At 59.9% G+C, this 13,325-nt stretch carries 18 protein-coding genes; all 18 read left to right on the top strand.

Annotated features, from left to right (window positions below):
- Entirely contained in the window at positions 1-1,050 is a 1,050-nt protein-coding gene (locus HDC30_RS05235) for a phage baseplate assembly protein (RefSeq protein ID WP_183781429.1), read from the top strand.
- Positions 1,051-1,187: 137 nt separating this feature from the next.
- Positions 1,188-1,697: a phage baseplate assembly protein V gene (locus HDC30_RS05240; RefSeq protein WP_183781431.1), complete on the top strand. Its 510-nt coding sequence runs from the start codon at positions 1,188-1,190 to the stop codon at positions 1,695-1,697.
- Positions 1,697-2,095 carry a phage GP46 family protein gene (locus tag HDC30_RS05245; RefSeq protein ID WP_103367828.1) on the top strand — a complete coding sequence of 133 codons (399 nt, stop codon included), beginning with the start codon at positions 1,697-1,699 and terminating at the stop codon, positions 2,093-2,095. Before HDC30_RS05240 ends, HDC30_RS05245 begins: the two co-directional genes overlap by 1 nt.
- On the top strand, positions 2,085-3,131 hold the full coding sequence (locus tag HDC30_RS05250) for a baseplate J/gp47 family protein (protein ID WP_183781433.1): 1,047 nt from the start codon (positions 2,085-2,087) through the stop codon (positions 3,129-3,131). Before HDC30_RS05245 ends, HDC30_RS05250 begins: the two co-directional genes overlap by 11 nt.
- The gene (locus tag HDC30_RS05255) at positions 3,119-3,718 is read left to right on the top strand and encodes a YmfQ family protein (RefSeq protein WP_183781435.1); all 600 of its coding nucleotides are present in this window, start codon (positions 3,119-3,121) and stop codon (positions 3,716-3,718) included. Before HDC30_RS05250 ends, HDC30_RS05255 begins: the two co-directional genes overlap by 13 nt.
- Positions 3,719-3,732: 14 nt before the next feature.
- Positions 3,733-4,884, top strand: coding sequence for a phage tail protein (locus tag HDC30_RS05260; RefSeq protein ID WP_183781437.1), 1,152 nt, complete (start codon positions 3,733-3,735; stop codon positions 4,882-4,884).
- On the top strand, positions 4,881-5,396 hold the full coding sequence (locus tag HDC30_RS05265; RefSeq protein ID WP_183781439.1) for a phage tail protein: 516 nt from the start codon (positions 4,881-4,883) through the stop codon (positions 5,394-5,396). The genes HDC30_RS05260 and HDC30_RS05265 overlap by 4 nt, the downstream gene beginning before the upstream one ends.
- A 137-nt stretch (positions 5,397-5,533) precedes the next feature.
- Positions 5,534-6,613, top strand: coding sequence for a tail fiber protein (locus HDC30_RS05270; protein WP_183781442.1), 1,080 nt, complete (start codon positions 5,534-5,536; stop codon positions 6,611-6,613).
- Positions 6,614-6,620: 7 nt separating this feature from the next.
- Positions 6,621-7,187 (top strand): tail fiber assembly protein, encoded by a 567-nt coding sequence (locus HDC30_RS05275; RefSeq protein ID WP_183781444.1) that lies wholly within the window; start codon positions 6,621-6,623, stop codon positions 7,185-7,187.
- Positions 7,188-7,209: 22 nt separating this feature from the next.
- Complete coding sequence (locus HDC30_RS05280) at positions 7,210-8,106, top strand: phage tail protein (RefSeq protein ID WP_097086502.1); 897 nt, start codon at positions 7,210-7,212, stop codon at positions 8,104-8,106.
- Positions 8,107-8,553 (top strand): phage tail assembly chaperone, encoded by a 447-nt coding sequence (locus tag HDC30_RS05285; protein WP_097086504.1) that lies wholly within the window; start codon positions 8,107-8,109, stop codon positions 8,551-8,553.
- 18 nt (positions 8,554-8,571) lie between these two features.
- On the top strand, positions 8,572-9,732 hold the full coding sequence (locus HDC30_RS05290) for a hypothetical protein (RefSeq protein WP_183781446.1): 1,161 nt from the start codon (positions 8,572-8,574) through the stop codon (positions 9,730-9,732).
- Positions 9,732-9,986, top strand: a complete 255-nt coding sequence (locus tag HDC30_RS05295) for a hypothetical protein (protein ID WP_183781448.1) — start codon at positions 9,732-9,734, stop codon at positions 9,984-9,986. Before HDC30_RS05290 ends, HDC30_RS05295 begins: the two co-directional genes overlap by 1 nt.
- Before the next feature lie 33 nt (positions 9,987-10,019).
- Positions 10,020-10,586, top strand: coding sequence for a glycoside hydrolase family 19 protein (locus tag HDC30_RS05300; protein WP_183781450.1), 567 nt, complete (start codon positions 10,020-10,022; stop codon positions 10,584-10,586).
- Positions 10,565-11,083: a lysis system i-spanin subunit Rz gene (locus HDC30_RS05305; RefSeq protein ID WP_183781452.1), complete on the top strand. Its 519-nt coding sequence runs from the start codon at positions 10,565-10,567 to the stop codon at positions 11,081-11,083. Before HDC30_RS05300 ends, HDC30_RS05305 begins: the two co-directional genes overlap by 22 nt.
- 68 nt (positions 11,084-11,151) lie before the next feature.
- Positions 11,152-11,652 carry a CinA family protein gene (locus tag HDC30_RS05310; RefSeq protein ID WP_027611084.1) on the top strand — a complete coding sequence of 167 codons (501 nt, stop codon included), beginning with the start codon at positions 11,152-11,154 and terminating at the stop codon, positions 11,650-11,652.
- 83 nt (positions 11,653-11,735) lie between these two features.
- Positions 11,736-12,794: a recombinase RecA gene (gene recA / locus HDC30_RS05315; protein WP_003222269.1), complete on the top strand. Its 1,059-nt coding sequence runs from the start codon at positions 11,736-11,738 to the stop codon at positions 12,792-12,794.
- 8 nt (positions 12,795-12,802) lie between these two features.
- Positions 12,803-13,273, top strand: coding sequence for a recombination regulator RecX (gene recX / locus HDC30_RS05320; protein ID WP_003222270.1), 471 nt, complete (start codon positions 12,803-12,805; stop codon positions 13,271-13,273).
- The last annotated feature ends 52 nt before the right edge of the window (positions 13,274-13,325 follow it).

A 13,325-nucleotide genomic window follows, 5' to 3' on the forward strand; every position in this document is an offset into this window, starting at 1 on the left:
ATGAGCGAGATGGATAACCATGTCACGCTGACCGTCAACAACATGGAATACGGCGGCTGGAAAAGCGTGGAAATCACCGCCGATCTTGAGCGCCAGTTCCGCACCTTCAAACTCGATATCACCTGGCAGTGGCCGGGGCAGACGGTGGATCAACGGATCAAACCGGGTGACCCGTGCGAAGTGAAAATCGGCCAGGATCTGGTGCTCACCGGCTACGTGTTCAAGGCCCCGATCAGTTACGACGGACGCCAGATCAGCCTGAGCATCGAAGGTAGCTCCAAGACTCAGGATCTGGTCGATTGCGCAGCCACCAACCGGCCGAACCAATGGCAGGAGCAACCGCTGCTGAGCATCGTCCAGGCTCTGGCGGCGGAATACTCGCTGTACGTGGTCAACGAAATTCCCGAGACCGCGCGGCTCGCCAAACACACCATCGTGCCGGGCGAAACGGTGTTCCAGTCGATCGACCGATTGCTCTCGCTGTTCCGGGTGTTTTCCACCGATGACGAGCAGGGCCGGCTGGTGCTGGCCAAGCCCGGTAGTGGTGGTCGGGCCAGTGACGCGCTGGAGTTGGGCAAGAACATTTTGTCGGCGAACGCGCCGATGGATCAGAGCCAGGTGTTTTCTGAATACCGAGTGATCGGTCAGCAGAAAGGCTCGGACAATAAGAGCGGGGCGGCCGTCAGCGAGGTTCAATCCAGCGCGGCTGATCTGAGCTTCAAGCGCCGCCGCACCACGATCATCAACGAGGGCACCGCGCTGACGTTCGAGTTGGCCCAGCAACGCGCCCAATGGGAAAGCGCCACCCGCATGGGCCGGGCACAGACCACCACCTATCAGGTGCAGGGCTGGCGTCAGGCCAATGGCGATCTGTGGCGCCACAACACGCTGGTGAAGGTCACGGATCCGGTACTCGGCTTTGACGGCGACATGCTGATCTCCAAAGTCACGTATTCGCTCTCGGCGCAGGGCTCGGTGACCACGCTGCAAGTGGCGCCACCGCATACCTTCGATCCCGACCCCATCCCACCGAAAAAAACCCAGGCCTGACACCCATTCCCTGTGGGAGCGGGCTTGCTCGCGAAAGCGTCGGCAGGTCCAACATCCCATTGACTGACCCACCGCTTTCGCGAGCAAGCCCGCTCCCACATTTTGTCCGTGTCGGGTCTGCTCCCTGAGGACAATTCATGAGCCTACTGACACGCCTACTGGCGCGCGGCACTGTCGTGCTCGCCCATTCGGCACCCAAGCTGCAATCGCTGCAAATGCGCCTCACCGCCGGCGAGGTGAACGACGACATGGAGCATTTCGAACCCTACGGTTTCACCAGCAACCCGCTGGCCGGCGCCGAAGGCATCGTCACGTTTCTCGGCGGTGACCGGTCTCACGCCATCGCCCTGGTGGTCGCCGACCGCCGCTATCGCTTGCAGTCGCTGGCCTCTGGCGAAGTGGCGATCTACACCGACGAGGGCGACAAAATTCACTTCAAGCGCGGGCGGATCATCGACATCGAAACCGCCACCCTGAACATCCGCGCCAGCAGCGCGGTGAACTTCGACACGCCGGTGATCAACCAGACCGGCAAGATCGTTTCCACCGGCGACCAACTCGCCGGCGGCATCAGCCAGATCAAACACGTGCACGTTGGCGTGCAGGCCGGTAGCGGCCAGACCGGTGCGCCGGCAGGAGGCAAATAATGCTTGTCAGCCAGAACCTCCACGCCGCACTGACCCGCGCCGTGCTCATCAGCCTGTTCACCTGGCGCCGCGCCGCCGATGACGACGCCCTCGACGACGAGGAGCGCTTCGGCTGGTGGGGCGACAGCTTTCCCACCGTCGCCGACGATCGCATCGGTTCGCGGCTGTGGCTGTTGCGTCGGGTCAAGCTGACCCGACAGACCCAGATGGACGCCGAGTTCTATGCCCGCGAAGCCTTGCAATGGCTGATGGACGACGGCCACTGCAGCGCCATCGACATCATCAGCGAACGCCTCGACGCCCAGCGCCTGAACCTGCGCACGGTCCTGACCCTGGCCGATGGCGAACGTCTGGACATCAACCCCGATAACAGTTGGCAGGTGATCTATGCCGTTTGAAACCCCTTCGCTGCCGGTGCTGATCAAGCGCACCCAAAGCGACCTGGCCGGCGATTCGCTGCGCCAGTCCGATGCGCAAGTGCTGGCCCGCACACTTGGTGGCGCGGCTTATGGTCTGTACGGTTATCTCGACTGGATTGCCGAGCAGATCCTGCCGGACAAAGCCGACGAATCGACCCTGGAACGCATCGCCGCGCTGCGCCTGAACCAGCCACGCAAACCGGCGCAAGTCGCCACCGGCAGCGTCAGTTTTACCGCGACCGCCGGTGCGGTGCTGGATGTCGACACGCTGCTGCAAGCGAGCGATGGCCGTACCTATAAAGTCACCACCGCGCGCACCACCGTCAATGGCAGCAACACCACCACGATTGCTGCGCTCGACGCTGGCAGCCTCGGTAATGCCGGCGCCGGTCTGGCGCTGAACCCGGTGCAGCCGATCGCCGGTGTAGTCGGCAACAGTTTTGTGGTGCTCGCGCCCGGCCTCAGTGGTGGCGTGGCGCGAGAAAGCCTGGAGTCGTTGCGCTCGCGGGTGATCCGTTCTTATCGGGTCATTCCGCACGGCGGTTCCGCCAGCGACTACGAGACCTGGGCGCTGGAAGTGCCGGGTGTGACGCGGGCCTGGTGTCGTGGCGGCCTGCTCGGGCCAGGCACAGTGACGGTGTTCATCATGCGTGATGAAGACCCGCAACCGGTGCCCAACGATGAGCAATTGGCGGAGGTTCAGGAGTACATCGAACCGCTGCGCCCGGTGACGGCGGAAGTGCACGTGCAGCGGCCGATTCAGGTGCCGGTGGTGTACCGCTTCAAGAACGTCAATCCAGACACCACTGCGGTGCGCGCCGCCGTTGAAGCGCAATTGCGCGACCTGCACAACCGCGAGGCCGACCTCGGTGTACCGCTGCTGATCAGCCATATCCGCGAAGCCATCAGCAGCGCCGGCGGTGAGTACGACCACACGCTGACCGCACCGGCCGCTGACGTGCCTGCCGGGCAAAGCGAACTGCTGACCTTCGGAGGCTGCGTATGGGGGGCATAAGAACCGCCGCGCAATATCAGGCGCAGCTGCGCGCCTTGCTGCCGAGCGGCCCGGCGTGGGACCCGGAACGCGTTCCGGAACTCGAGGAAGTGCTGCAAGGCGTCGCCGTCGAACTGGCGCGCCTCGATGCCCGCGCCGCCGACCTGCTCAACGAGATGGACCCGGCGGGCGTCAGCGAACTGGTGCCGGACTGGGAGCGGGTGATGGAGCTGCCCGACCCGTGTCTGGGCACCACACCGCTGTTCGACGACCGCCGCCTCGCCGTACGCCGGCGCTTGCTTGCGGTCGGCAGCCAGGCTGTCGGTTACTACCTCGACATCGCCAAAAGCCAGGGCTACCCCAACGCCAGCATCACCGAACACGAAGCCCCCCGTATGGGCCGCGCGCGTTTCGGCGCCGCGCACTGGGGCACCTGGGAAGCGCAATTCATGTGGACGCTCAACACCGGTGGCCGCCTTTTGCTTGGTCGGCGCTACGGCGCGAGCTACTGGGGCGAGCGCTTTGGCGTGAACCCGGGCTCGGCGCTGGAGTGTCTGATCCACCGCAGTGCGCCGGCGCATACCAAAGTGCACATCAATTATGACTAGGGAGGAATGACGGGATGGATTATCCGAAAAGTGTGCCCAGCGCCGGTCTGGTGAATGGGAAATTTGTCGATGAAAACCCGCTGACCGGGACGCCGGGGTCGTTGATCCCGGCAGACTGGGGCAACGGGGTGACGCAGGAAATTCTCAACGTGATCAAGGCTGGGGAGCTGACTCCGGACGAGAAGAAATACGATCAGTTGTTGCAGGCGATTCAGAGCGTTTCGGCCAAGGGCTGGAATCTGGATTCGGCGTTGCCGATCGGGTCGTTGCCAACCGCGACGGTGGCGACGCCGGACGGTCGTCTGGCGATCACTCCGGCAGCGGTTGCCACCAGTGGCGGACGGATCTCGATTCCGGCGGGTGTGCTGATCAGCCTCGGTCAGGAAGTGCTGACTGGTCAGTTGGCTCGTCCGCGCACATTTACGACACAAGCCTGGAGCAGTGTTGATCTGTTGCCTAACTCTAATTACTTTTTGCGTGCGCAAGTGGTTGCCGGCGTGCTGACCTTTTACACGCAGCGCGGCATCATCTATGACGCTACGCCCGAAGGCTTGAAGGGCACGATCAATGGTGCGGCGGGAGGCGGTTTTCAGTCGACGCCGCTGGATATTTGTCTGGCATGGGTGGTGACAGCAGGCCCTGGCTCGGTGCCGATTGTCCGACCGATTTATAACCGCGGTCGTTTGTCGTGGACGCAAACAATCAGCGGTAATGGCGTGGTGTACCTGCCACTTGACCCGCATGCCCGTGCCGCGCGGCTGGTGGTGGGCAATGCGACGCCGCATCCGACGCTCGTCACAGCCGTGAATTTTGCTACACCCGGATGGCTGGGTGCCAACTACTGTTTTCTCAATCCAAAGGCTGCCGCGTCGAGCAATTGGGATGGTTGGGCCATTGCGGGTGAGACGGTACGGGTTATTACCAACAACGAGGTGAGTGACACAACCGTGTCGACACTGACCGCCAGCTTCGACCACAGCATGTTGCGTTCCTTGTGGCAGACCTATCAAGCCGAACACGCTTTTGGTGCCGATAACGGTTCAAGTGACGAATTGCTGTTCAGCATGGGCATCAAAAATCTCCTCCCAAGCGACTACGCCAACGGTGTTGCGATCAATTTTTCAGCGGCGGTGAATATCAATCTTTCCTGGGAGCTGATCCGATGATCATCATTCAAGAGCTGCATCAGTTCGAGGAAGGCTTGCGCCCGGCCCAGCCGTCCAGTGCCCATGATTGGGATGGAGAAAAATGGCAGCTGAATCCGTCCAGAGTTGCCGAGCTGGAACTTCAGGTAGCCGAACAGCTGTGTTCCAAGGTCGACGCGGCCGCCGACAGTGCCCGCACCGTTTTGGCCGGCGACCCGCTCAAAGCCATGGAGTACGCCCAGGCTGCTGCCGACGCTCAGGTTTATCAAGACGCCGGCTATCCGAAAAAAGAGGTGCCATTGTCGGTCGCTGCGTGGGTAGTCAAAGGTCGAACTGCCAAACAGGCAGCCGAGCAGATCCTGAGCAAGGCCGACCAACTCACCGATCATCTGCTGACCCTGCGCACCTTGCGCCTGAAGGCCAAAAGCCAGATCCGCGCGCATGCGGCCAAAGGCAATCTCGATCTGGCGCGAAGTGCGAGCGATGACGCGTTGGCGGCGATTCGCGAACTGCTCAGCAGCCAGAATCTCTAGTCGTAACGCTTTCGTTCTGCTTCACCCAAGCCCACTTCACCGTGGGCTTTTTATTTTCAGAAAACAGACCGCCGCTGGCTCGTACTCGCGATCGCCACGACGCGGTTCATTTGTTATTTCAGAGGAACGAGAAACCTATGGATTATCCAAAAAGCGTCCCCAGCGTTGGCCTGGTCGATGGCCGCTTCGTAGATGAAAACCCGGTCGCCGGCACACCGGGGTCGTTGATTCCGGCGGTGTGGGGCAACAGCGTGACTCAGGAGATCCTGAGTGTGATTTACGGTGGCGGGTTGGTGCCGTCCGAGGCGGATACCGGGCAGCTGTTCAAGGCAATTCAGTCGATTATCGGCAAGGCCAGCCCCATGCGTTCGTCCATCACACGGGTCAACTCATCCCGGTTGTTGACCAGCGAAGAGCTAGGCCTGGTCCTCATTGATGCCGGTGCTGGCGCACTCAGTGTCAGCCTGCCGTCAGCCAATGCGGGTCTGGGGGTGCGAGACGTTATTGTCCGGCGGCTGGATAACAGCGGTAGTCGTCTGGTTGTTCAAGTTTCAAGTGGTGACTCAATCAAATTCCATACCCACCTGAACACCTCGGGGTATCCATTTCTGGTGTTGATGGGCGCAGGTGACTGGTGGCATCTGCGCAGTGATGGCGCGGGTAACTGGTGGCCGGTCGGTCGTTTCGACGGCTCTTCACTGGGGCACATTGTCTTTGAAACTGCGCTGGCAGTATTACCGGGTGGCTATGCCGCTTTGAACGGTTCGTTACTCAGTCGCGCAGAGTGGCCGTGGCTTTGGGATCACGCGCAACAGTCCGGAATGCTGCGTTCCGAAGCTGATCGTGGTGGTGCGTGGACGCCTGGAGATGGTGCCACGAACTTCCGTTTACCAGAGGCTCGCGGTGAATTTTTACGGGTACTCGCTGAAGGCGGATTGATCGACCCGGGACGTGCACCTGGCTCTTGGCAAAAAGGCTCTTTAGTTCAGGGCGACAATGGAATGGGCGACAACATTTTGTTCGCAACACATATCAACTCCCAAAAACCTCAGTTGGGCTTTGATATGGGTAACTACACCGATTACGTGGGCTCCACTGTTAAATACATCACACCTGCAGCGCCGGTTACGCCAATCTCGGACGCTGATTTGCTGAACCATGGCGGTATCACGCGCCCTCGAAATATTGCCTATCCGGGTCGGATCAAACTTATCTGAGGTGCCCATGTTTAATTATCTGATTGATCACTTGGGCTGTTTGACAGGCCCTGTCGAGTTCGATGTCACACCGGGTCTTGGTGTTCAACTGCCGAGTAATGCGATTCAACTTTCTTTCCAGTTGCCGGCGCCTGAGAGCGGCCGAGTGTGGACCTTGGTTAACAGTGTTCCCCGTGAGTTGATAGACCGCCGTGGCATGGTTTATCGCAAGGACGGTGGCGCGCAACAGATATGGACCGAGCTGGGTGAGTTGCCTGACACCCTGACCGCGCAACCATGGCCAGGTGAATTCCACCTCTGGCGCGACAACGCCTGGGTGCTGGATGAGCAGGCTCGTTTGGCGAGCATCAGACAGCAATGTCTCGGCAAGCGCGACGCACTGCTGCGCGACGCCGTCCTGCGCATCGCCCCGCTGCAATACGCCGAGGATATTGGCGATGCCAGCCACGACGAACAACTGCTGCTGATCGAATGGAAGCTCTACAGCGTCGAGCTGAACCGGATCGAAAAACAGGCTGGTTTTCCTGACGAAATTACCTGGCCGGTTGCGCCCGAATCAGCAGTAAACACCTGACTCACACATAAGGAGAAGTACCGTGGACTACCCAAACAGTGTCCCGAGTGCCGGTCTGGTCAACGGCCGGTTTGTCGATGAAGACCCGCTGACCGGCAAGCCGGGGTCGTTGATTCCGGCGAAATGGGGCAACAGCGTTACCCAAGAGTTGTTGAATATCATCAATGCTGGCGGCACCGCTCCGACGGAAGCGAAAGATGATCAGGTGTTAACCGCATTACGCAGCAACAAGTTGTTTTTGACTTCACCGCAGTTCTCCAATGATCAGTCGATGGCCACCACTGAGTTTGTTACGCGGGCGGGATTACAGTTCTCCGGTTTTGCTTCTTACGCCGCCAGCACGGTATTGAACGCTGCGAATATTGGCGGTGTCGCGAGTTTCTCCAGTGCCAGCGCGCTGACTGCGACGCTGCCGTCTACCAATGGTGTGGCCCATGCGAGCACCATTCACGTAATCAACGCAGGTACCGGCGTGTTGACCGTCAATCCTTCCGGTAACGATGGGCTTCTCACCTGTAATGGCACATCCGGCCCGCTCAAGTTGGGTATTGGTGACACTGCCTACCTGATCAAACTCACGGGACAGTGGCGCCTCTATGGCGGCTCGGTGAGTGATCGATATGCGTCGGCGCACTCCGGTGTGTACGGCAACATTGGCTACCAGCGTTATGCCAGCGGCAATATCGATCAATGGGGTGTTGGCACGACGGATGCCAATGGCGATGTCAACGTCGTCTTTCCGATCTCTTTCCCTACCGCGTTTTCTTCGATCATCGCTATGCACGTAGGAGGCGATGGAGCGATGGTCGTCATGTACGCGAACTCTGCGTCGAAGCAGGGGTGCCGTCTGAAAGTTCGAAGCTACAGCGGCGAAGTGTCTGCAGGCTGGGGTATCAACTTCTTCGCAAAGGGTTATTAAATGAATCCGTTCAATGTCTTGTTCAGCGCCAGCACCCGTGGGGTTTATGTTCCCGCTATCAACTCATCGGATATTCCGGATGACGTCATTGAAATTCCCCAGACCTATTGGATCTCACTGCTGCAGCAACTGGCGGTGAGTGCAAAAGTGGTCGGTGTGCACGCGGATAACGGTTATCCGACTCTGGTTGATCCACCACCTTATTCGGCAGAAGAAGCGGCAGATGCTGAACGTAGCTGGCGTACAGCACAACTGGCTGCCACCGATGGTCTGGTTGCACGTGATCGTGATGAGCTTGAAGACGGTGGTGGCACGACGCTGACCAGCGAGCAATATGCCGAGCTGCAAACCTATCGCCGCGAATTGCGCGATTGGCCGCAGGGTTCTTTTTTTCCTTTCAGTGAGCATCGGCCTGTAGCGCCGCGTTGGTTGGCAAATGCGGTTTGAGCCGTAGAGGAAACATACATGGATTATCCAAAAAGTGTTCCCAGCGTCGGGCTGGTGAACGGCAAGTTCGTCAATGAAGATGTTGTCGCGGGATTACCCGGATCGTTGATCCCGGCGACCTGGGGCAACAGCGTCACCGATGAGTTGTTGAACGTCGTCAAATCCGCCGGCCTTGAGCCAAGCGAAGCCGATGCAACCCAATTGTTGCAAGCGGTGCAAAAACTCAGTCAGGCAGGTGAAGACAAACATGCCACTGACATCGGCGCCGCCAATCTATACATGGCCAATTATGTGCCTCCCGTCACCGCATTGAAGGACGGCTTGGCGCTGCGCTTTACCGCCGGTAATGCCAATACCGGAGCGAGTACCTTTGCACCGAACGGGTTGATGCCCAAGCCGCTGGTAAATCTTGCATCGAGTGCATTGCGGCCTGCCGAGATTGTCGGCGGCAGTGTTTGTTCGGTGGTGTACAGCGCGGCGTTGGAAAGTTGGGTGCTGGTGTATGCCGGCGGTGGCAGTGGTGCCAGTGGGCGGTTGTTGAGTGTGAGGACGTTCACCTCGTCTGGCACTTATGTGCCGACGGTGGGGATGAAGAATGTGTTGGTGAAAGTTGTCGGCGGAGGGGGCGGGAGTGCAGGCATTGTTGGGACAACTGCTTCCCAGTATTCGCTTGCAGGTGGAGGGGCCTCTGGTAGTTACGCGGAAGCCTGGCTTTCGGCCGCAACGGTTGGAGCCAGTCAGATCGTCACGGTGGGCGTTGGTGGCGCCGCAGGTTTGATCGCATCCGACGCTGGAACGGGCGGAACCAGCTCCTTGGGATCGTTGGTTTCAGCGCCTGGCGGTGCTGGTTCGACCTCGTTGGGTTACACCAGCTTCCCAGGGATCGGTCTGTATGTTGGTGGGTATCCCGGCCAAGCTGCGAAAGGCGGGAACATCGTCAGCATGGCGGGTTCTGCCGGTTCGACAGGTATTTCCATCAATGCGTCGACCCTGGCCGGACATGGTGCCAACTCGCCCTTGGGCAATGGTGGTGTTGCCAGCAGTGCGCAGGGAGCAATCGCGGCCCCTGGTTCCGGGTTCGGTTCCGGGGCGGGCGGCATTGCCAACGCCCCCAGTCAATCTGGCAGACCGGGGGCTTCCGGTGCCCCTGGTGCAGTGATTATCTACGAGTACGCCTGATGAAAACCTACGCACGCATCGTCAACAACACTGTGGCCGAACTGATCTCGACTGACGGCAACATGGCCGATATGTTCCATCCGGATCTGCTGTGGGTCGACATCACCGACGTGACACCGACACCGCAAATCGACTGGAACGCCAACTTCGGCACCCTCGGCTGGGTGTTCACAGCCCCCGAAGTCGCGGCACCGAACAACACCCTGACAACTCTGGCAAAAAAATGGCTGGGGGGCGTTGTCCGTCAACCATGATTCAATCGGAGCATCCAGGGAGGATTACGCATCATGCAAATCACTGAAGACAACCTTAAAACCATCATGCCCAACGCCCGCTCCCAAGCGGGCGTTTTTGTTTCTGCACTCAACAATGCAATGACTCGCCGCCATATCGACTCGCCAAAACGTATCGCTGCGTTTCTCGCACAAATCGGTCACGAGTCGGGCCAGTTGCAATACGTGCGCGAACTGGGCAACAACCAATACCTGAGCAAATACGACACTGGCACGCTGGCGTTACGTCTGGGCAACACGCCCGAGGCCGACGGCGATGGGCAGAAATACCGCGGTCGCGGGCTGATCCAGATCACCGGGCGCAGCAACTATCGGCAGTGCAGCCTCGGCCTGTTCGGCGATGAGCGCTTGCTGTCCTTGCCGGAATTGCTTGAGCAACCGCAATGGGCAGCGGAATCGGCGGCATGGTTCTGGGAACAGAACGGCCTGAACGATCTGGCCGACCGCGATCAGTTCAACAGCATCACCCGCCGAATCAACGGCGGGTTGAATGGCCTGCAGGATCGGCTCGACATCTGGACGCGGGCGAGGGCGGTGCTATGTCCGTCTCCTGGCGTTTAACCGGCTTTTTGTTACTGACCTTGGGAGGCGCTGCGCTGGCCTGGCAGTTTCAGGACTGGCGTTACGGGCGACAACTCGCGGAGCAGGCGCGGTTAAACGCCGACACTCTCAATCAGCTGAATGTGGCCGCCGCCAGCGCGCAGCAGGTCGAGCAGGATAAACGTCTGGCCCTTGAGCAACGCCTCGCGGCCAGTGAACAAACCCACTATCGAGCACTCAGTGATGCCCAACGTGATCAGGATCGCCTGCGCGATCGTCTTGCCACTGCTGATCTGCGCCTGTCAGTCCTCATCGACGCCGGCGATGCTGCCCCAGGCTGCGGGATGCCAGCCGCCACCGGCGCCGGCGGCGTGGATCATGCAGCCGTACGCGCCCGACTTGACCCGGCGCATGCTCAACGAATTATCGCCATCACCGACACCGGCGACCGCGGACTGATTGCCTTGCAGGCCTGTCAGGCCTATGTCAGAGCGCTGGCGCCCGAACATTTTGAATGAGTCTGTGTATTGAAAGCGCAACCGGGTCGTGTACGGTGGTAGTCATTCCACCCGATCCGGAGCGCACCGTGAAAGAGATCACTCAACTGGCTGCCGAGCTTGGCCGACGTTTGCAGTTGCTCAACGCCCACGTCACCACGGCCGAGTCGTGTACCGGTGGCGGGATTGCTGAAGCGATCACGCGGATTCCCGGGAGCTCGGCGTGGTTCGAGGCCGGTTACGTGACCTACTCCAACCGGCAGAAGACCCGGCAACTGAATGTCCCCGTCGAATTGTTCGGCACGGTGGGCGCAGTCAGTCGCGAAGTGGTCGAGGCGATGGTGCGTGGTGCGCAGAAGCACAGTCTGGCGCGGTTTGCCGTGGCGGTCAGCGGCGTGGCGGGGCCCGATGGCGGTACACCGAACAAACCGGTGGGCACGGTGTGGCTGGCCTGGGGCGTGGGCGATGCGGTTTCCAGTGAGGTTCAGCACTTCTCCGGCAACCGCGATGAAGTCCGCCGACAAACGGTGAAGGCCGCGCTAGAGGGGCTGTTGCGACTAGCGGCACGAGAAATCGAAAATCAGGGGTAGGCGATCCGCGAACGCTGTGGAATAATACTGGCTACTTATACAGGTGTTGGCCGTCAGGCCTTATTGATTACGTGAGGACTTTAATGGACGACAACAAGAAGAAAGCCTTGGCTGCGGCCCTGGGTCAGATCGAACGTCAATTCGGCAAGGGTGCCGTAATGCGTATGGGCGATCAGGACCGTCAGGCGATCCCGGCTATCTCCACCGGCTCTCTGGGTCTGGACATCGCACTCGGCATCGGCGGTCTGCCAAAAGGCCGTATCGTTGAAATCTACGGTCCTGAATCTTCCGGTAAAACCACACTGACACTGTCCGTGATCGCCCAGGCTCAAAAAGCCGGCGCGACCTGCGCTTTCGTCGACGCCGAACACGCTCTCGATCCTGAATACGCCGGCAAGCTGGGCGTCAACGTCGACGACCTGCTGGTGTCCCAGCCGGACACCGGCGAACAGGCACTGGAAATCACCGACATGTTGGTGCGCTCCAACGCAGTAGACGTGATCATCGTCGACTCGGTGGCGGCACTGGTACCGAAGGCTGAAATCGAAGGCGAAATGGGTGACATGCACGTGGGCCTGCAAGCCCGTCTGATGTCCCAGGCGCTGCGTAAAATCACCGGTAACATCAAGAACGCCAACTGCCTGGTGATCTTCATCAACCAGATCCGCATGAAGATCGGCGTGATGTTCGGCAGCCCGGAAACCACCACCGGTGGTAACGCGCTGAAGTTCTACGCCTCGGTCCGTCTCGACATCCGCCGTACCGGCGCGGTGAAGGAAGGCGACGAAGTGGTTGGCAGCGAAACCCGCGTCAAGGTTGTGAAGAACAAGGTGGCGTCGCCGTTCCGTCAGGCCGAGTTCCAGATCCTTTACGGCAAGGGCATCTACCTCAATGGCGAGATGATCGACCTGGGCGTGCTGCACGGTTTCGTCGAGAAATCCGGCGCCTGGTATGCCTATGAAGGCACCAAGATCGGTCAGGGCAAGGCCAACTCGGCCAAGTTCCTGGCAGACAACCCGGAAGTCGCTGCCAAGCTCGAGAAGCAGCTGCGTGACAAACTGCTGTCGCCAGCGGTGATCGCCGATTCCAAGGCTTCTGCGGTCAAAGAGACCGAAGACGACCTGGCTGACGCTGATATCTGATCGCAGCGATGACCACCGCCGTACTCGATACCCTCGTCGCGGTGCGGCGAACCGCCATGGACCTGCTCGCTCGACGCGAGCACGGTCGAGTCGAACTGACGCGCAAACTGCGTCAGCGCGGCGCTGAGGCGGAAATGATCGAAACAGCCCTCGACCGATTGACGGAAGAGGGGCTGCTTTCCGAAGCCCGTTACCTTGAAAGCTTTGTTTCCTACCGTGCCCGCTCCGGCTATGGCCCCTTGCGCATTCGCGAAGAGCTGGGTCAGCGTGGTTTGCAACGCGCCGATATCGAACTCGCCCTGCGTGAAAGCGGTATCGACTGGCAGGAGCAGCTTCGCGAGACGTGGCAACGCAAGTTCTCCGGACACTTGCCGATTGACGCCAAGGAGCGCGCCAAACAAGGCCGCTTCCTCGCCTATCGGGGTTTTTCGATGGAGATGATCAACCGCTTGTTCAGCGGCAGAGGGATGGACGATTAAATCGGTTTAAATAGAAACGGCCCGCTATGAAAATAGCGGGCCGTTTTTTTTT

The sequence above is a fragment of the Pseudomonas sp. JAI115 genome, from assembly GCF_014200835.1.
Lineage (GTDB): Bacteria > Pseudomonadota > Gammaproteobacteria > Pseudomonadales > Pseudomonadaceae > Aquipseudomonas > Aquipseudomonas putida_A.